Consider the following 17,906-nt stretch of genomic DNA (forward strand, 5'->3'; position numbering starts at 1 on the left):
CATGCGCTTAGGCACAGTGAAGACCCACTTCGCCGCTCTTGTTGTTCTGGTCAGCCTTGTTCTAACGGGCTGCCAAAGCTTTCACCGCGAACCCGACAATCGCCTCTATCTTCAGTTAGGCGAGCGGGCAGGCATTGCGGATGTGGTGGAAGATCTGCTGTATCTCATCGTGGATGACACGCGAATTAGTCATCAGTTCAAGGGCATAAACGTTGCGCAGTTTCATCGCAACCTGACAGACCAGTTGTGTGAACTCAGCGGCGGCCCATGCCAGTATTCCGGTCGCGAGATGCGCGAATCCCACGCGGCCATGGGCATTACAGATACCCAGTTTAACGCCCTGGCAGAGAACCTTATTCTCGCTATGGAAGAAAACGATGTGCCAACAGCGGCGCAGAACCGGCTGATTAAAAAACTGCTACCGATGTACCCGGATATCCGGCATCTTTAAAAACCCGCAGTGAAAAAAAGTCACAAAAAGGGCTATAAAGACAAAGGCAGCAAAGACAAGTGCAACGAAAACGAGGCACGACACCCGCATGACTGAAAAAAAAATAGATATCCTTCCGGGCCGCTATCGGCACTACAAGGGCAAAGATTACGAAGTGATCGACATTGCCCGCCACAGCGAGACCGAGGAAAAACTGGTGGTCTACCGCTGCCTCTACGGCGATTACAGCCTTTGGGTTCGCCCCCTCAGCATCTTCCGCGAAACCGTAAACGTTGCAGGAGAGCAGCTTCCGCGTTTTGCTCGTATTGACCAACCCTAAACGTTACACAAGCCCTTTGACTAAGCTGGCAAATTACTGCACATTACCGCGTTTTTATAATCTCAGCCTTCGCAAGAAGGCCTGATAGCCCATTACGCGTACCCGGAGTTTGCCATGAATGCCGTTGTTGCTGCGGTGCTGATCATGCTTGTATTAAGCTTGGCCCGCATTCACGTTGTTGTTGCCCTGATAGTAGGCGCCGTATCCGGCGGCCTGATTGCCGGAATGTCGCTGAACGACACCATTGATGCCTTCAACAATGGATTGGGCGGAGGCGCCAAAGTGGCGCTGTCGTACGCCGTTCTGGGCGCCTTCGCGGTAGCCATCGGTAAGTCCGGCCTGGCCAACTTACTGGCGGAAAAAATCCTCGCCAAGGTCGGGCGCAGCGAAGATCATACCGCCGTAAAGAGCGTGCGCTTCATGATCATCGCCATTCTGGTGGCCATTGCGCTGTCGTCCCAGAACATCCTGCCGATTCACATTGCGTTTATTCCACTGGTGGTTCCGCCGCTGCTGTATGTCATGGCCAAGCTGAAAATGGACCGCCGCATGGTGGCCTGCGCACTTACCTTCGGCCTGATTACCCCATACATGTTCATTCCCATAGGTTTTGGTGGCATTTACCTGAACGAAATCCTGATGGCCAAAATCAGCGCCAATGGTGGCGATGTCGAAGGTCTGAGCGTCATGAAAGCTATGGCGCTGCCTGCCTTGGGTATGCTCTGTGGCCTGCTGGTCGCTATTTTTATTACCTACCGCGGCGAACGTAACTACAACCTGAGCGCCATAACCCGCGTCGAAAAAGTCAACACCACCTATAAGCCCATGACTCTGGTCATGGCGCTGGCGGCCATTGTGGTCACCTTTGTGGTGCAGTTGTGGCTGGGTTCCATGATTCTGGGCGCACTGGCCGGCTTCCTGCTGTTCAACTTATCTGGCGTGGTGAAGTGGAAAGAAGCCGACGACCTGTTCACCGAGGGCATGAAAATGCTGGCGATGATTGGTTTTATCATGATCGCCGCCTCCGGCTTTGCCGAAGTCATGCGCGAAACCGGCGAAATTACCACCCTGGTGCAAAGCTCGGTCGACATCATCGGCGCCAACAAAGCCCTGGCGGCTCTGCTGATGCTCTTGGTGGGACTGATGATTACCCTGGGTATTGGTTCGTCCTTCTCCACCATTCCCATCATTGCGGCGCTGTACGTGCCGATGGCGCTGGAAATGGGTTTCAGCTCCATGGCCATCATTGCTCTGGTCGGCACCGCCGGCGCTCTGGGTGACGCAGGCTCGCCAGCATCCGACTCCACGCTAGGGCCCACCGCCGGCCTGAATGCCGACGGCCAGCACAATCACATATGGGATTCAGTGGTGCCCACGTTCTTGCACTTCAACTTGCCGTTGCTTGGGTTCGGGTGGGTTGCGGCGATGGTTCTTTAAAGCTTGGGGACAGATTTGAAATCTGCCCCCTTAAACTTGGGAACGGAAGACCGGGGACGGATTTCAAATCCGTCCCCTTTACGGAAAACTGGCTATGTTATTTGCCAGCCTATCTCTACAGTCAAATGGGAAGGGTGTGGGGTGTCTTTTCTGTCGGGAAAAATATGTCTGAGCGCAGCGAGTTGTTTTTCCCAGAAGAAACGACACCCCGCACCCTCGACCCTCCACCAAAACAAAAGGCTACGTAAACTTCTACCCAGCCACCTAATCCCCACCTTTAAAAAACACCACCTGCTTAACCGTATGGTCATCTTCGTTTTTGCGTTTGTTTACGCGGGTTTGCAGTTCCGGGGCTGCCGGAGCTTCTATGTCAGAAATGCCGTCGGTGAAACCGCAGGCTATACATTCGCGGATTTGTTCGTCAGCGTCGTCGGTGTACATAGTAATTTTGTCCATCTCCGCACAGCGGGGGCAAACGGCTCCGGCGATGAAACGTTTCGGGCTTGGCATTTGATAACTCCATATTAAATGGCCCCTGCCGGCCTTGGCCGGCGGGGCGGGTTGCCTATGGCAAATGGAGTCAGGCGACTTGCGGGCTGATGCCGGTTTGCTGCAGCAGCGCGTCTACCTCGGGTTCGCGGCCGCGGAAGGCTTTGAACAGCTCCATGGGTTCTTGTGAACCGCCTTTTTCCAAAATGTTTTGCAAGAACGACTTGCCGGTTGCCGGGTCGAAAATGCCGTTTTGCTCAAACAGCGAGAACGCGTCTGCAGCCAGCACTTCGGCCCATTTGTAGCTGTAATAGCCCGCTGCGTAGCCACCGGCAAAGATGTGGGAAAACGAGTTGGGAAAGCGATTAAACTCTGGCGACTCAATGACCGCTATTTCATCACGTACCTGACGGTGAACGTCCAGCGGATTGGTTGGCGCTGTGTCCACAAATTCGGCGTGCAGGCGGAAATCGAACAGCGAAAACTCAAGCTGACGCACCAATCCCATGCCGGACTGAAAGTTCTTCGCGGCTAACAACTTTTCCAGCATATCCTGAGGCAGCGGCTCACCGGTTTCGTGGTGGGCAGCAATAAGCGCCAACGATTCCGGGTTCCAGCACCAGTTTTCCAGGAACTGGCTCGGCAGTTCCACCGCATCCCACGCCACACCATTAATACCCGATACGTCCATTACCTCCACCTGGGTCAGCATGTGGTGCAGGCCGTGGCCGAATTCGTGGAACAGGGTGGTGACTTCGTCGTGGGTCAGCAGTGATGGTTTGCCATTCACCGGTGGGGTGAAGTTGCAGGTCAGGAAAGCCACCGGCAGCTGCAGAGTGCCGCGCAGGTTGCGCCAGCGTACTCGGCAATCCGCCATCCAGGCACCGCCACGCTTGCCTTGGCGGGCAAACAGGTCTAGGTAGAACCAGGCAATGGGCTCGCCGTTACGGCTGATGCAGTAAGCGGTGGCGTCTTCGTGCCAGGTTTCTACGTCTGGCTTGGCTTCAATCTGGATATCGAACAGCTTTTCTGTCACGCGGAACAGGCCAGGTACCACTTTGTCCACCGGAAACCAGGGGCGCAAGGCTTCCGGGGAAATGTCGTAGCGCTGTTGGCGCAATTTTTCGCTGTAGTAACCAATGTCCCAAGCCTGCAAGTCGTCCAGGCTATGTTCATCTTTTGCAAAGGCCTTGAGTTCGGCGAATTCCTGCTCTGCCACCGGTTTGGCTTTGTTCGCCAGCTCCGTCAGAAAGCCCAATACTTCGTCGGTATCGCGGGCCATTTTGGTGACCAGGGAACGCTCGGCGAAGTTATTGAAGCCGAGGAGTTGGGCCAGGGCGTGGCGGCGTTTGAGGATTTCCGCCATCACCGGGGTGTTGTCCCAAGTGCCAGCGTCTGGCCCCATATCGGACGCGCGGGTAACAAAGGCTTCATACACTTCGCGGCGCAGCTCTCGGTTGTCGCAGTAAGTCATTACGGGGTGGAAACTGGGGAAATCCAGGGTGATTACATAGCCATCCAGCTCTTTCTGTTTGGCCGCCGCTTTGGCACCTTCCAGCGCGCTTTCGGGCACGCCGGCCAGCTCGCTTTTATCGGTGATCTGTTTGAACCAGTGCTGGGTGGCGTCCAGTACATTGTCACTGAAGCTGTTGGACAGCTCCGAAAGCTCACGGGTCAGATCGGCGTAGCGCTTTTTCTGATCATCGGGCAGGTCAACGCCGCCCAGGTGGAATTCCCGCAGGGTGTTTTCCACGGCTTTGCGCTGGGCTTCACCCAGCTCGCTGAAATCATCGCGGGCTGCCAGCTTTTTGTAGGCCTCGCACAAAACCGCATTCTGGCTCAGCTCGGTGCTGTACTCGGTGAGCTTTTCCAGGCAGTTCTTATACACCTTGCGCAAGTCGTCGTTGTTCATCACGCCGTTCAAATGGGAAATCACCGACCAGGCGTTGCTCAGTTTGTTCTCAAGCGACTGCATGGGCTGAACCAGGGTGTCCCAGTCGGGTTCTTCGTTCTGGGCCAGGCTGTTAATTTTCACGTGGTTTTCACTGAGAATCTGGTCGATCGCTTCTTCCATATGCTCAGTGCGCACGTGTTCAAATTTCGGTAGCAGATCATTGGTCAGTAGTGGATTATTCATGGTTCCCCTTCTCAGCGGTTCAAATGTCAGGTAATTTCAGGTGACTCCGATAATGCGGGGAGTATCCGGGGGAGGCCTTTCCGAAACTGTGCGTAGCCATGGATGGCGGAGCCCAAGCGCCACATGGATGTGCTTGAGCGTGTTTCGGAAAGGCCTCCCCCGGATACTCCATACTCCAGAACAAAAAAGCACCTAAAGGACTATGTAATGGCGAATGTACGTTCTCACAAGGGTAGCACGCCACAATTTGGCGAGCGCACCTGGGTAGACCCCAGCGCAGTCGTGATTGGCGATGTGATTACCGGCGAAGATTGTTCGATATGGCCGATGACGGTGGTACGCGGTGACATGCACAAAATTCGCATTGGCGCGCGCTGCAGTGTTCAGGACGGCTCGGTGCTACACATCACTCACTCCAGTGATTTCAACCCCGGCGGTTGGCCGCTGATTATTGGTGACGACGTTACCATCGGCCACAAGGCGCTGCTGCATGGCTGTACTGTGGGCAGCCGGGTGCTGCTAGGCATGGGCTGTATTATCATGGACGGTGCAGTGGTGGAAGACGAGGTGATTCTCGGCGCAGGCTGCCTGGTACCCCCGGGCAAGCGTTTGGAATCTGGCTACCTGTACGTGGGTTCGCCGTGCAAGCAGGCAAGGGCGCTGACCACTAAAGAACGCAGCTTTTTCCCTTATACCGCCAGCAATTATGTGAAGCTCAAAGACGAGTATCTGGCTGAGGTAGACAATTACCCGTACTGATTAGAAATAGAAACGTAAAGTGCCGATGCCCGCTCTCGCCCTCACGGAACAATTTCCGCTGGAAGTTGTTCCGCGGGGGTGTCGGCGTTGCACTCCGGATCGCGGATAGCAATTTCCACTCGCCGGTTCACGGCACGGTTTTCCGGGCTGTTGTTGGGCACCAGCGGGTTGGTTTCAGCACGGCCGGCGGCCATCACCCGATCGGCCGGCACATCACGGTTCAGAACCAACTCGTGTACCACCGACACCGCCCGCGCCGCTGAAAGATCCCAGTTGGAACGGTAACGGCTGCTGGCGATGGGCCTGTCGTCTGTATAGCCGGCCACCACCACATCGCCACGGCAATTTTTCAGCACGTCCACTACCCGCTCGATAATGGGCAACATATCTTTCTTGATAGTGGCGTCGCCCGACAGGAATGTGGCGTCGTCAGAGAAACGTATAATCACTTGGCGCTGGTCGTAGTTGATGCTCAAGGCGCCGCTAGCCACTTCGTTTTCCAGTTCCTGAATCAAACTGCTAGCCAAAGTAATGACGCCTTCAGACACCGGAGTAACGCCGTCGCTGGTCACGCGTTCGTTGATCAATTCAGGCTCAGCCTGCAACGGTTTGTCTGGATCCAAGCTGCTGTTTTCGTCGGAAATCTTGATCGGCAAGCTGCCACCACCGTCCGCGATCAGGTTGCCTGAACCGAACGCAACCGACAACGAGCCGGCCATCACTTTGTATTTCTCGATGTCCATTTCAGCGAACGACAACAGCAGTATAAAAAACGTCAGCAGCAACGTGGCCAGGTCGGCAAAGGTCACAATCCACGCTGGCGCGCCAGCAGCGCCTGCTTTTTTACGTTTGGGTAGGGTTGCAAGAGATAAGCGGGCCAATGCTCAGGCTCCCTGTTCGCGTTTCAGACTGGCACGCTGCTCGGGGTTCAGAAACGATGACAGCAGTTCGGTCATTACACGCGGATTTTCGCCCTGCAGGATTTTTTGAATTGAAGTGGTAATCAAAAGTTGGTTACGCATCTCGTCTTCGGCTTTTAACTGCAGTTTATCCGCCAGGGGCAAGGCGATCAGCTGGGCAATAAAAGCGCCGTAAAGCGTGGTCAACAGCGCAACCGCCATGGCCGGACCAATGGAAGAGGGGTCATCAAGGACATTGAGCATTTGCACCAGACCTACCAGAGTACCAATCATTCCTATAGCTGGAGCCGATTCGCCGATGCCACGGAACACTCTTTCTGCGACTTCGTAACGTTCGGAGCTTTGCTGGATTTCATGATGCAGGGCCTCTTCCACCAGTTCTGGCGAATGGCCATCAACGCACAGATTGATAGCTTTTTGCAGAAAAACATTGTCGGTGGTGTGGTTTTCAAGGCCCAAAATACCTTCTTTACGCACCACCATGGCCAACGCGCCCACTTCGCGAATCAGCTCGTCGGGACGCTCTACGCGGTCTATAAACGCCGCACGTGACGCCAGGCGGATAGCGCTCATCACCGAACTCAAACGGAACTTTATCAGCGTCACCGCAAAGGTTCCGCCCAGCACAATGGCCAAACCAGGCAAGTTAAGAAAGGTGAGCAGGGAGGCGTTCGCCAGCATGGCCAGTATCACCACCAGCACCCCGGTAACTAGCCCTACCAGCGTTAGTATGTCCATGCATTAACCTTCGTGTTGTCCATTTGCTTCGCTTGATTTACGTCTGGCTTAGCCTGCCTTGGCCTCAATTAAGGGTGCGCAGGCCCGCGATAACCGGCGCAGTTTGCGGCCGCACCCCACGCCATACTTCAAATGCCTCGGCTGCTTGCTCTACCAGCATGCCCAGGCCGTCGTACACGCGCTTTGCCCCGTTATCCAGCGCCCACTGGTTAAACGTGGTGTTGCTGGCAGCGTACATCATGTCGTAAATCACCGTGTCAGCACCGATCAACGTTTTAGACAGCGGCGGCAAATCGCCCTGCAGGCTAGCGCTGGTGCCATTGATAATCACATCAAATTCGCCAGCGATACTGTCAAACGCTTTGCTGTCGAGCAGAGTAATACCGGCAACGCCGGCAAACAGCGACACCAGATTCTGCGCTTTGGCCGGCGTACGGTTAGCAATCACCAACGTATGCGGCTGTTCCAGCAACAGCGGCGCAAGAACACCCCGTACCGCGCCACCAGCACCCAATATCAAAATACGGGCGCCCTTTAATGCCACTTGATGATTGTGCAGCAAGTCTTGTACCAGGCCTGCGCCGTCGGTGTTGTCTGCCACCAACACGCCGTTGTCCTGGTACAGAGTGTTGGCCGCGCCAGCCTTGAGCGCGCGGGCGCTGTGTCGACCAGCCATCTGCCAGGCCGCTTCTTTAAACGGTACCGTCACGTTCAGGCCTTTGCCGCCGCGCGCAAAAAACCCGGTTACGGTGTTTTCAAAACCGTCCAATGGCGCCTGAATGGCCGTGTACTCCAGCGCTTCGCCGGTCTGGCTGGCAAACAGGTTGTGAATCCGCGGCGACTTACTATGGCTAATGGGGTGGCCAATCACCGCATACAGATCATTGTTCATTGTCGCCCCTTCAGGAAGCTGTGAGCCAGTCGCGACCGGTCAGAAAGTGCTCCAGCAGGCGCGCTTCTTCGCTACCGGGTGCCGGCGTTTGATTATAATCCCAGCGTACCAGAGGCGGCAGCGACATCAGAATGGATTCGGTACGCCCGCCGGACTGCAGCCCGAACAGGGTGCCGCGGTCATACACCAGGTTGAACTCCACGTAGCGGCCACGGCGAAAAAGCTGAAACTGACGCTGAGCATCGCTATAGGGCTGATTTTTACGGGCCTGAACAATGGGTTCGTAAGCGTCAATGTAGCTGTCGCCGATGGCACGCATAAATTCGAAATCACGGGCAAAGTCACCGGTATTGTAATCATCAAAAAACAGCCCGCCCACGCCGCGGGGCTCGTTGCGGTGTTTCAGAAAAAAGTACTCGTCGCACCAGTGCTTGTAGCGCGGGTACACGTCGTCACCAAAGGGCGCACAGGCGTTCGCGGCGGTGCGGTGCCAATGCTCGCAGTCTTCGTCAACGCCGTAATAGGGGGTTAGGTCATAGCCGCCACCAAACCAGTACACCGGTTCGGCGTTTTCCGGGGTCGCGATAAAAAACCGCACGTTGGCATGAGAGGTCGGCACGTGGGGGTTGTGGGGGTGCATCACCAGCGACACCCCCATAGCCTGCCAGGGCGCGCCTGCCAGGTGAGGGCGGTGAGCCGTCGCCGAGGGCGGCATGGTATTGCCCATCACATGGGAAAAGTTCACACCGCCTTTTTCAAACACCTTGCCGTTGCCGATCACCCGGCTAATACCGCCGCCGCCTTCCGTGCGATCCCAGGCGTCGTGAATAAATTCACCGCCACCGTCGGCCACGGCCAGGCGCTGGCAAATGGTATCTTGCAGCTGTAACAGATAGTGTTTGACCGCTTGCGGGTCTGGTTGCTGTGGCATGTTTTCTCCTAGCGTAGCTGCTGGCCGGTAACGATATCAATAATACGGCTGGGTTGGCGATTTCCACCCAGTTCACCGGGCACCACCCAGTCCAGCTGGCCGCGAAAATAGCCCTGGACCTGCCAGGGTGACCGGGCCGGCGCACGCTCCGCGGGGTTGCACGAGGTGGAAACCAGCGGCCTGCCTGCAGCGTTACACAGGGCTTTTACCACCGGGTGTGCACTCACTCTTACCGCAATGGAGCTGTGCTCACCGCGCACCCACTCGGGCACCCGCTGGTGCACATCGGGTAACAGGCAGGTAACGGGGCCAGGCCAATGCTGCAGGGCTCGCTGCTGGAGGTCTTGCGGCAGGGGGTTCAGCAAAAAAGCAATCTGCTCCACCGAAGCCGCCACCAGAATCATGCCTTTGTGCACTGGGCGCTGTTTCAGATCCAGAATGCGCTGCACCGCAACCTGGTCCCAAGGGTCACAGCCAAGACCCCAAACGGCTTCCGTCGGATAAGCGAGCACGCCGCCTTGGTGCAGAGTGCGGCGTGCGCAATGTAATTGCCAGTCGGTCAGCGGGTGGTCTGTTGCCATAGGGGAGTCGAGCCTGAATAAAATCACTGTTGGCACCGGGTTCAGGCAATGCGGACATATCCGCCAGGCGCCGCTGTGACAAGGCCCTGCAGCTCTAACAAAAGCAGGGACTGCATCAGTTGATCAGCGCTCAACCCGGTACTCGAACCCAGTACGTCGGTTGATTGCGAATCATACCCTAAAGCCTCCAGCACGGCGATTTCACGGGCGTCCAGGCCCTCGGTGGCAGAACTTCCCAAGCTTTCCGTATTTGCCCCCGGTGTTGTCGGCTCACTCCACCAGCCCCCCAGTTCCTGCAAAATGTCGGCCACGCTTTCTACCAGCGTGGCGCCCTGGCGAATCAGCTGATGGCAACCCCGGGCTACCGGGCTGTGCACCGACCCCGGTATGGCGAACACATCGCGGCCTTGCTCTAAAGCCAGCCGGGCGGTAATCAGCGAGCCGCTTTTCAAACCGGCCTCTACCACCAGAACACCCCGGCTCAAGCCGCTGATGATGCGATTACGTTGGGGGAAATGTGCGGGGCGAGCCTGAGTGCCCGGCGGGTACTCAGACACCAGCAGGCCATTGGCAATCACTCGCTCCCCCAGACGCTGATGTTGGCGCGGATAGATTTTATCAAGCCCGCTGCCAATCACCGCCAAAGTAGGGTGGCCGGCATCCAGCGCACCGGCGTGGGCAGCACCGTCGATGCCCAGCGCCAGGCCGCTGTTAACCAACAGATTGCATTGGCCAAGCGCAGCGGCAAAGCCCCGGGCGTGGTCCAGCCCGGCGCGAGTGGCGTGGCGGCTGCCAATAATCGCCAGTTGGTCACGGCCGAGCAAGCTGGTATCGCCACGAACGTACAACAACATGGGAGGGTTATGAATGTGGCGCAGCGGTAACGGATAGGCCGACGACTGCCAGTGCACAAGGCCAATACCAGCCCGCTCACAGGCGTTTTCTATAACTCGCAAAGCCACCATCACCGGGTGTGCAGCGTTACCACTGCGCCAGGCAGCAAGGGCTTCACAAGCCTCTGCTGGCAGGCCCATGGCTTTATGGCTGGCACTGTCCAGGTTCAGCAGGTCGGGCAGCTGCAGAACCTGCGCCGCCAAACGGCGTCGCACTCTCAGGCCAAAACCCGGCAACTGGCTCAGAAATAGCCATTGCCGGGCCAGCTCCGGGCTGTCATTACAGGGCTGCTCAACGTTGAGGTCAGCAGGGTAGGCGCCGGGCGGCGTATCAAACGAGAACAGGGGTACCTGGGGCATGGCATCTTCCTTGCGCGCAGAAAAAAGCCGGGCATTCCATGCCCGGCTCGGGGTTTTACAAGGCTATCAGGGGTTGGTTACCTGATCACCCACCGCCAGCGGCCGGCTGGCTTGCAGCATCAGGCCGTAGCTCATTTTTTCGTAAGCCTGGAACACCATTAGCAGGCCGGCGCGTTCAGACGGCAGCTCAATGGTTTCACCAGTGACCGGGTCGCGCACCAGATTGCCGCTTTGCAGCACGGCCATCACGTTACCCGGCTCTACGCCTTCACGCAGGCCCAGGTTAATAGCAGCCACATCGTACTGGCCAATCTGGTTAACGCCGCCATCTACCGCCATCATTTGCCCGCTTACCGGTTTCGCCGGCGCGGTGGGCATAAAGCTGGTCGAAAGGAGCCGACTGGCATTCACCAGCAAACGGTCACCTATGTGAATTTCTTCGTTGGACTGGCTCAGCAGCAGCGTCAGCACATCACCGTTAGTGGCAGTAACCTTGGCGGTGCCGATACTGCGGGCCTCCAAGCCTAAAAATTCACCGGTTTTCGGGTCTACAAACTCCTTACCACGGCGAAAAACACCAACCGTGTTCGCTGGCTTCTGGCCGCGAGCGTAAACGCGATCGCCGGCGCCGGTAACAATTCGGCTGTCCTCACCTTCCAGCACGTAAGGCGCAGCTGCTATCTGCTCCGGAGTAACAATGCGGGTGTCGGTTAAAAAGCTGGCAATGGCGTCCAGCGGTATGGCAGGAATCGGCGTATTAATGGCCTCGGAGCGCACTTGCGGCGACAGCTTGATCACGCCGTCACCGTTGGCCATTTTCATGATTTTTGGCTGGCCATCAATGTACACCAACGCCAAACGGTCACCGGGGTAAATCAAATGAGGATTGGCTACCTGGGGATTTACCTGCCAGATTTCCGGCCAATACCAGGGGTTGTTCAAAAAGCGGGCGGATATATCCCACAGAGTATCGCCCTTAACAACGGTATAACGTTCGGGATGATCCGACCGCAGCTCCGGTGCTGCTTGAGCCCAAGCGGTAAACAGCAGCGTTGTAGCTGCCAGAGCGTACAGCAGTTTCCTCATGGTTTAAGTCCTTGATCCCGTGCCTTGATGCTTAAATTCGGTCGGCTGGCGCCCGAAGTCCGGTTGGCTTTCGCCCGCTGTTTTCAGCTTAATCTGTTGTTATTCCCGTTACTATAGAAGAAGCTCGGTTATTGTAGTGTTATCTGCTCACCGCCGGGGACTTTTAACATTTGCCCGCCCGTACAGGTATCCTTCATAGTTTTTCTCAATTAACTGATCAGTTTGTACTCAATCGCCAAATTGTTAGATAATACGGTTATAGAGCCAACACGCAAATGCCCCGACCGGGTAAGTATGTCCCGCATCATAAACACCCCGGGGTTGAAAAGCGCAGTACAAGGTCGCATTTCAGACATCCTTTGTACGCGAACGAACGTTGGCATTCACTGTCCAAAGCACGCATTTAAAAAAGTAACGCACTATGATTCTAGACATTCTTGAATATCCGGACCCACGTCTGCGAACTCTCGCCAAGCCGGTTACCACCGTAACTGACGAGATCCGCACCCTGATCGACGACATGTTCGAGACCATGTACGATGCGCCCGGCATCGGCCTCGCAGCGAGCCAGGTAAACGTGCACCAGCAGATCATCGTGATGGATCTGTCGGATGACAACAGCGAACCCAGGGTGTTCATCAACCCTAAAATTAAGATACTCGACGGCGATCTGGAAGCCATGCAGGAAGGCTGCCTGTCGGTACCAGGATTTTATGAAGATGTTGAGCGTATTGAGCATTGCCTCATTAACGCTCTGGATCGCAATGGCGAAGCTTTTGAAATAGAAGCTCGCGGGCTGTTGGCGGTGTGCATCCAGCACGAGATGGATCACCTGAACGGCAAATTGTTTGTGGATTACTTGAGTTCGCTAAAGCGTACCCGCATCCGCAAGAAGCTGGAAAAGTTGCAGAAGAAGAGCGCTTGAAACGAGTGCCTGAGCCAGCATTTATCAAGGTGGTATTGGTGCCACAACAGCCATAAAACTGATGACCGGGCCTTTGCGCCCGGTCTTTTCGTATTGGATGGATCAGCGAATCCGACTGAGAATTCGACGAAAAGTCCAACAGAGATGACAACAGAGAGCCAAACACTGTGCGTATTGTTTTTGCCGGAACCCCTGATTTCGCCGCCACTGCCCTGAAAGCCCTACTTGCCGCCAAATACAACGTGGTGGGCGCGTATAGCCAGCCAGACCGGCCAGCAGGCCGTGGCCGAAAACTGCTCCCGGGGCCGGTAAAACAAGCGGCGCTGGATGCCGGCATCGCGGTTTTTCAGCCCGACAACTTCAAAATGGAAGACGCCCGCCAGCAGCTGGCCGACCTAAAGCCAGACGTGATGATTGTTGCCGCCTACGGCTTGATTTTGCCAGCTTCTGTGCTGTCAATACCGGTTCACGGCTGCTTGAATATTCACGCATCGTTGCTACCGCGCTGGCGCGGCGCGGCGCCCATTCAGCGTGCTATCGCAGCAGGCGACGATGAAAGCGGCATTACTATCATGCAGATGGATGAAGGCCTGGACACCGGCGCTATGCTTTTGAAAGTGTCTACACCCATTCAGCGTGAAGACACCGGCGGCAGCCTGCACGACCGGCTCGCGGAACTGGGCGGCGAGGCCATTGTAACCGCACTGCAATCGCTGGAGCAGGGCACGCTGCAACCGCGGGTACAGCAGAATGATCAGGCCTGTTACGCCCACAAACTGGCCAAGCAGGAAGGCCAGATTGACTGGCACAGCGATGCCCAGAGCATCGAACGGCTCATTCGCGCGTTTAATCCCTGGCCTGGCACGTTTACCGATCTGGGCGACCAGCGTATTCGCTTGCATCTGGCTCAGGCCCAAAAACATGAAGAGAAACATAAACAACAGCAGAGCAGCGAAAAAACCAGCCCCGGCACCGTTATAGCGCTCCAGCGCAAAGGCATTGATATCGCCTGCGGCGATGGCACTATTTTAAGAGTGAGCCAGGTGCAGTTGCCCGGCGCCCGCGCGCAGAGCGTGAGCGACCTGATAAACGGCGGCAAACAGATTCTGCTACCCGGCCAGGAGCTGCAATAACATGCAATCACATGCCCCGTTACGCGTCATTGCTGCCGAGGTTCTGCTGTCGGTAGAGCAGGGCCAGTCGCTGTCGCAGTGCTTACCGCCTTCGCTACTGCGCCTGCCGCTGAATCTGCGGCCACAGCTGCAGGCTTTGTGCTACGGCACCTGCCGCTGGTTTCACCGGCTTGATGACGAACTTCAGGGACGCATGAAAAAGCCCTTAAAACATCACGACCGGGTAGTGCACCACCTGATGCTGGTAGCGCTGTTCCAGCTTCGTTTCAGCCAGCAGGCCACTTACGCGGTGCTGAACGAAACCGTAGAAGCCTGCCGCGCCATGGACAAACCCCACCTGACCGGCCTGGTAAACGGCGTACTGCGCAGCGCCGAACGTGAAGGTGCCCCGGCGACGGCCAAAGACACAAGCCGTTACAGCCATCCTGGCTGGATGATCAAAAAACTGCGCCACAACTGGCCCGATGACTGGCAGGCCATTGTTGACGCCAACAACACCCAAGCCCCAATGACCCTGCGGGTAAATGCGCTGCGTTTCAGCCGCGACGAATATCTGCAACTGCTGCTAGACGCCGGCATTGACGCCAGCGCCACGCGCTTTGCACCACACGGCATTCAATTGGCACGGCCGGTACCGGTGGATGCACTGCCGTGGTTTGCCGAAGGCGCCGTCAGCGTGCAAGACGAAGCCGCCCAGCTGTGCACGACTCTGCTAGACCTGGCCCCGGGCCAGCGCATTCTGGACGCCTGCGCCGCCCCCGGCGGCAAAACCTGCGCCATACTGGAAAGCTGCCCCCAGGCAGCGGAAGTCGTCGCTATTGACGAGTCCGCCCAGCGCTTGCCGCGAGTGCAGGAAAATCTCGACCGACTGGATCTGCACGCCAGCCTGCTGCAAGCCGACGCGGCCGATATTGATCAATGGTGGGACGGCCAGGCGTTTGACCGCATATTGCTGGACGTACCCTGCAGCGCCAGCGGCGTGATTCGCCGCCACCCAGACATAAAATTGCTGCGGCGGGAATCCGACGTAGTACCTCTGGCGCAAATCCAGCTGGGCCTGTTGGCTGCCATGTGGCGCATACTGCAACCAGGCGGACGCCTTGTATACGCCACCTGTTCGGTGTTCCCACAGGAAAATCACCGCATTGTGCAGCGCTTCTGCAAACAGCAGGCCGACGCTGAACTGATTGCCACTGAAGCTCTGTGGGGCCGCTTCATGCCCGCTGGGCGCCAACTACTGCCGTTGAACGACGGGCACGATGGCTTTTTTTACGCCGTTCTGGAGAAACCTGCGCTATGAACATTCTGATTCTCGGAGCCGGACAAGTCGGTGCTTCACTGGCAGAGAACCTTGCCAACGAAGCCAACGACATCACCATAATTGACAGCAATGGCGCGCGCCTGCGGGAACTGCAGGACCGGCTCGACATACGCACAGTGCAGGGTAAAGCATCGTATCCGTCGGTGCTGAAACAGGCCAACGCTGAAGACGCTGACATGCTGATTGCGGTCACCAACAGCGATGAAACCAACATGGTGGCGTGCCAGATTGCCAGCATTCTGTTCAAAACCCCAAAAAAGATCTGCCGCGTACGCGCCGCCTCTTATCTAGGCCAGCAGGCGCTGTTTTCCAGCAGCGACAGCGAAAACACCAAAGGCTTTCCGATCGACGTATTGATCAGCCCAGAACAGCTGGTTACCCACCACATTACCCGGCTAATCGAAAACCCCGGCGCCCTGCAGGTGCTGGAATTCTCCAAAGGTCGTGCCGGGCTGGTGGCTATTCGCGCTATTCAGGGTGGGCCACTGGTAGGCCAGGAGCTGGGGTATCTGCGCACCCACATGCCGCGCATTGAGACCCGGGTGGCCGCGATCTTCCGTAAAAACCGCGCCATCATGCCCAAAGGCGACACGGTGATTGAAGACGGCGACGAGGTGTTTTTTATAGCCGACACCAACCACATCCGTTCGGTAATGAGCGAACTGCAACCCCTGGAAAAACCCTATAAGCGCATTTTCATCTGCGGTGGCGGCAACATCGGCCAGCGCCTGGCGCAAACTCTGGAAGGCCGCTACCAGGTGAAACTGCTGGAACGCGACCACGAACGCTGCATCATGCTGTCGGAAAATCTGCGTAAAACCGTGGTGCTGGAAGGCAACGCCGCCGACAAAGACATACTGCTGGAAGAAAACATCGAGAACACCGACGTGTTCTGCGCCGTGACCAACGACGACGAAGCCAACATCATGGCTTCCCTGCTGGCCAAACGCCTAGGCGCGCGCAAGGTACTCACCCTGATCAACAACCCGGATTATGTGGATCTGATTCAGGGCGGCGAAATAGACGTTGCCATATCGCCTCAGCAAACCACCATTGGCAGCCTGTTGACACACGTTCGCCGCGGCGACGTGGTGAACGTGCATTCCTTGCGGCGCGGCGCTGCCGAAGCCATTGAAGCCATCGCCCACGGCGATCACCGCTCTTCTAAAGTGGTGGGCCGCCGGCTGGACGAAATCAACCTGCCCCAGGGCACCACGATCGGAGCGATTGTGCGCCACAACGAGGTGCTGATCGCCCACGACCACCTGCGAGTGCAACCAGACGACCACGTTATCCTGTTCCTGGTGGATAAATCTCGGGTTAAGGAAGTGGAAAAACTGTTCCAGGTGGGACTGACTTTTTTCTGATCTGGTTTTAGAAATGCTGGCGTGACCAGCGTATAATGCCCTCGTTTTCAGCGTGCCCAGCAGCAGAACAGGGCGCCGGGGCACCACACACAGACTGAATAGCAGGCAATCGTCGTGACAGACAAGGCAACGAACACCCCTAGGCCACACATCAAGACCTTTCAAGGGCTGATCCTGGAGCTACAGACATTCTGGGCAAAGCACGGCTGCGTTGTTCTGCAGCCGCTGGATATGGAAGTGGGCGCTGGCACATTCCACCCCGCCACTTTCTTGCGCGCCATAGGCCCGGAAAGCTGGAACGCCGCCTATGTGCAACCTAGCCGCCGACCTACCGATGGCCGCTACGGCGAAAACCCCAACCGTCTGCAGCACTATTATCAGTTTCAAGTGGTGTTGAAACCGTCGCCAGACAACCTGCAGGAACTCTATCTGGATTCCCTGAGAGCACTGGGGCTGGACCCGCTGGTTCACGACATCCGTTTTGTGGAAGACAACTGGGAATCGCCCACCCTGGGCGCCTGGGGTCTGGGCTGGGAAATCTGGCTGAACGGGATGGAAGTCACCCAGTTTACCTACTTTCAGCAGGTTGGTGGTCTGGAATGCTACCCGGTCACCGGCGAGCTGACCTACGGCCTTGAGCGCATTGCCATGTACCTGCAAGGCGTAGACAGCGTGTACGACCTGGTGTGGACCGAAGGCCCCAACGGCGTTGTGACCTACGGCGACGTGTTCCTCCAGCAAGAGGTGGAAATGTCCACCTACAACTTCGAATACGCCGACACCGAATTCCTGTTCCACAGCTTTGACGTGCACGAGCGCGAAAGTGCCAAACTCATTGAAGCCGGCTTGCCGCTGCCTGCTTATGAGCAAGTGCTGAAAGCCTCCCACACCTTTAATCTGCTGGACGCCCGCCACGCTATTTCCGTCACCGAGCGTCAGCGTTACATCCTGCGGGTACGCACCCTGGCGCGGGCCGTGGCCCAGTCGTACTTCGACAGCCGCCGCAAGATCGGCTTCCCGCTGGCCAGCGACAGCATTCGCGCGGAAGTGTTAGCCGCGGCCGAAGCCACCGAGGCGAAAACCGCAAACAAGGAAGGCAAGGCCGACGGCAAAGGTAAGAAGGCAAAAAACGCGAAGCAGGCACAGCAGGAAAAAGGTAAGGCATGA

18 protein-coding genes are annotated in these 17,906 nt (G+C 56.9%); 9 read left to right on the forward strand and 9 right to left on the reverse strand.

What is annotated here, in order from left to right:
• Position 1: 1 nt before the first annotated feature.
• From ATG98_RS07320 to ATG98_RS07330, 3 genes are all read left to right on the forward strand, one after another.
• A complete protein-coding gene (locus tag ATG98_RS07320) occupies positions 2–451 on the forward strand; it encodes a group I truncated hemoglobin (protein ID WP_098422523.1) in 450 nt (149 codons plus the stop codon).
• Between the two features lie 88 nt (positions 452–539).
• A complete protein-coding gene (locus ATG98_RS07325; RefSeq protein WP_098420292.1) occupies positions 540–770 on the forward strand; it encodes a DUF1653 domain-containing protein in 231 nt (76 codons plus the stop codon).
• Positions 771–884: 114 nt separating this feature from the next.
• A complete protein-coding gene (locus ATG98_RS07330) occupies positions 885–2,207 on the forward strand; it encodes a Na+/H+ antiporter family protein (RefSeq protein ID WP_098422524.1) in 1,323 nt (440 codons plus the stop codon).
• A gap of 264 nt (positions 2,208–2,471) precedes the next feature.
• On the opposite strand, the gene ATG98_RS07335 is transcribed toward ATG98_RS07330, so the two are convergent.
• Together ATG98_RS07335 and prlC are read right to left on the reverse strand one after the other, a co-directional pair.
• Positions 2,472–2,717: a YheV family putative zinc ribbon protein gene (locus ATG98_RS07335; protein WP_098420295.1), complete on the reverse strand. Its 246-nt coding sequence runs from the start codon at positions 2,715–2,717 to the stop codon at positions 2,472–2,474.
• A 70-nt stretch (positions 2,718–2,787) separates the two neighbouring features.
• On the reverse strand, positions 2,788–4,833 hold the full coding sequence (gene prlC, locus ATG98_RS07340) for an oligopeptidase A (RefSeq protein ID WP_098420297.1): 2,046 nt from the start codon (positions 4,831–4,833) through the stop codon (positions 2,788–2,790).
• Between the two features lie 207 nt (positions 4,834–5,040).
• Between prlC and ATG98_RS07345 the strand changes: the two genes are divergently transcribed.
• A complete protein-coding gene (locus ATG98_RS07345; protein ID WP_098422525.1) occupies positions 5,041–5,592 on the forward strand; it encodes a gamma carbonic anhydrase family protein in 552 nt (183 codons plus the stop codon).
• A 41-nt stretch (positions 5,593–5,633) separates the two neighbouring features.
• On the opposite strand, the gene ATG98_RS07350 is transcribed toward ATG98_RS07345, so the two are convergent.
• From ATG98_RS07350 to ATG98_RS07380, 7 genes are all read right to left on the reverse strand, one after another.
• The gene (locus ATG98_RS07350) at positions 5,634–6,473 is read right to left on the reverse strand and encodes a flagellar motor protein MotB (protein WP_098420301.1); all 840 of its coding nucleotides are present in this window, start codon (positions 6,471–6,473) and stop codon (positions 5,634–5,636) included.
• Positions 6,474–6,476: 3 nt separating this feature from the next.
• Positions 6,477–7,250 carry a MotA/TolQ/ExbB proton channel family protein gene (locus tag ATG98_RS07355; RefSeq protein ID WP_098420302.1) on the reverse strand — a complete coding sequence of 258 codons (774 nt, stop codon included), beginning with the start codon at positions 7,248–7,250 and terminating at the stop codon, positions 6,477–6,479.
• A gap of 64 nt (positions 7,251–7,314) precedes the next feature.
• Complete coding sequence (gene aroE, locus ATG98_RS07360) at positions 7,315–8,142, reverse strand: shikimate dehydrogenase (RefSeq protein ID WP_098422526.1); 828 nt, start codon at positions 8,140–8,142, stop codon at positions 7,315–7,317.
• 10 nt (positions 8,143–8,152) lie between these two features.
• Positions 8,153–9,073: an oxygen-dependent coproporphyrinogen oxidase gene (gene hemF / locus ATG98_RS07365; protein WP_098420306.1), complete on the reverse strand. Its 921-nt coding sequence runs from the start codon at positions 9,071–9,073 to the stop codon at positions 8,153–8,155.
• An 8-nt stretch (positions 9,074–9,081) separates the two neighbouring features.
• Positions 9,082–9,654, reverse strand: a complete 573-nt coding sequence (locus ATG98_RS07370; protein WP_098422527.1) for an L-threonylcarbamoyladenylate synthase — start codon at positions 9,652–9,654, stop codon at positions 9,082–9,084.
• A 41-nt stretch (positions 9,655–9,695) separates the two neighbouring features.
• Entirely contained in the window at positions 9,696–10,907 is a 1,212-nt protein-coding gene (gene dprA, locus ATG98_RS07375) for a DNA-processing protein DprA (protein WP_179888080.1), read from the reverse strand.
• Between the two features lie 66 nt (positions 10,908–10,973).
• Positions 10,974–11,993 carry a LysM peptidoglycan-binding domain-containing protein gene (locus ATG98_RS07380; protein ID WP_098420310.1) on the reverse strand — a complete coding sequence of 340 codons (1,020 nt, stop codon included), beginning with the start codon at positions 11,991–11,993 and terminating at the stop codon, positions 10,974–10,976.
• Positions 11,994–12,414: 421 nt separating this feature from the next.
• On the opposite strand from ATG98_RS07380, the gene def reads away from it, so the two are divergent.
• From def to glyQ, 5 genes are all read left to right on the forward strand, one after another.
• A complete protein-coding gene (gene def, locus ATG98_RS07390; protein ID WP_098420313.1) occupies positions 12,415–12,918 on the forward strand; it encodes a peptide deformylase in 504 nt (167 codons plus the stop codon).
• A 167-nt stretch (positions 12,919–13,085) separates the two neighbouring features.
• Positions 13,086–14,051, forward strand: coding sequence for a methionyl-tRNA formyltransferase (gene fmt / locus ATG98_RS07395; protein WP_098422528.1), 966 nt, complete (start codon positions 13,086–13,088; stop codon positions 14,049–14,051).
• A 1-nt stretch (position 14,052) separates the two neighbouring features.
• Positions 14,053–15,351, forward strand: coding sequence for a 16S rRNA (cytosine(967)-C(5))-methyltransferase RsmB (rsmB, locus tag ATG98_RS07400; protein ID WP_098420317.1), 1,299 nt, complete (start codon positions 14,053–14,055; stop codon positions 15,349–15,351).
• Positions 15,348–16,739, forward strand: coding sequence for a Trk system potassium transporter TrkA (gene trkA / locus ATG98_RS07405; protein WP_098420319.1), 1,392 nt, complete (start codon positions 15,348–15,350; stop codon positions 16,737–16,739). The genes rsmB and trkA overlap by 4 nt, the downstream gene beginning before the upstream one ends.
• Positions 16,740–16,853: 114 nt before the next feature.
• Positions 16,854–17,906 (forward strand): glycine--tRNA ligase subunit alpha, encoded by a 1,053-nt coding sequence (gene glyQ, locus ATG98_RS07410; RefSeq protein WP_098422529.1) that lies wholly within the window; start codon positions 16,854–16,856, stop codon positions 17,904–17,906.

The organism is Marinobacter sp. LV10R520-4 (assembly GCF_002563815.1).
In the GTDB taxonomy this organism is placed as follows: Bacteria; Pseudomonadota; Gammaproteobacteria; order Pseudomonadales; family Oleiphilaceae; genus Marinobacter.

What these genes read in the sequence shown, in the direction of transcription:
- ATG98_RS07320 (WP_098422523.1), top strand. Translation starts at nt 2, where the DNA reads ATGCGCTTAGGCACAGTGAAGACCCACTTCGCCGCTCTTGTTGTTCTG.
- ATG98_RS07325 (WP_098420292.1), top strand. Translation starts at nt 540, where the DNA reads ATGACTGAAAAAAAAATAGATATCCTTCCGGGCCGCTATCGGCACTAC.
- ATG98_RS07330 (WP_098422524.1), top strand. Translation starts at nt 885, where the DNA reads ATGAATGCCGTTGTTGCTGCGGTGCTGATCATGCTTGTATTAAGCTTG.
- ATG98_RS07335 (WP_098420295.1), bottom strand. Translation starts at nt 2,717, where the DNA reads ATGCCAAGCCCGAAACGTTTCATCGCCGGAGCCGTTTGCCCCCGCTGT.
- prlC (WP_098420297.1), bottom strand. Translation starts at nt 4,833, where the DNA reads ATGAATAATCCACTACTGACCAATGATCTGCTACCGAAATTTGAACAC.
- ATG98_RS07345 (WP_098422525.1), top strand. Translation starts at nt 5,041, where the DNA reads ATGGCGAATGTACGTTCTCACAAGGGTAGCACGCCACAATTTGGCGAG.
- ATG98_RS07355 (WP_098420302.1), bottom strand. Translation starts at nt 7,250, where the DNA reads ATGGACATACTAACGCTGGTAGGGCTAGTTACCGGGGTGCTGGTGGTG.
- aroE (WP_098422526.1), bottom strand. Translation starts at nt 8,142, where the DNA reads ATGAACAATGATCTGTATGCGGTGATTGGCCACCCCATTAGCCATAGT.
- hemF (WP_098420306.1), bottom strand. Translation starts at nt 9,073, where the DNA reads ATGCCACAGCAACCAGACCCGCAAGCGGTCAAACACTATCTGTTACAG.
- ATG98_RS07370 (WP_098422527.1), bottom strand. Translation starts at nt 9,654, where the DNA reads ATGGCAACAGACCACCCGCTGACCGACTGGCAATTACATTGCGCACGC.
- dprA (WP_179888080.1), bottom strand. Translation starts at nt 10,907, where the DNA reads ATGCCCCAGGTACCCCTGTTCTCGTTTGATACGCCGCCCGGCGCCTAC.
- ATG98_RS07380 (WP_098420310.1), bottom strand. Translation starts at nt 11,993, where the DNA reads ATGAGGAAACTGCTGTACGCTCTGGCAGCTACAACGCTGCTGTTTACC.
- def (WP_098420313.1), top strand. Translation starts at nt 12,415, where the DNA reads ATGATTCTAGACATTCTTGAATATCCGGACCCACGTCTGCGAACTCTC.
- rsmB (WP_098420317.1), top strand. Translation starts at nt 14,053, where the DNA reads ATGCAATCACATGCCCCGTTACGCGTCATTGCTGCCGAGGTTCTGCTG.
- trkA (WP_098420319.1), top strand. Translation starts at nt 15,348, where the DNA reads ATGAACATTCTGATTCTCGGAGCCGGACAAGTCGGTGCTTCACTGGCA.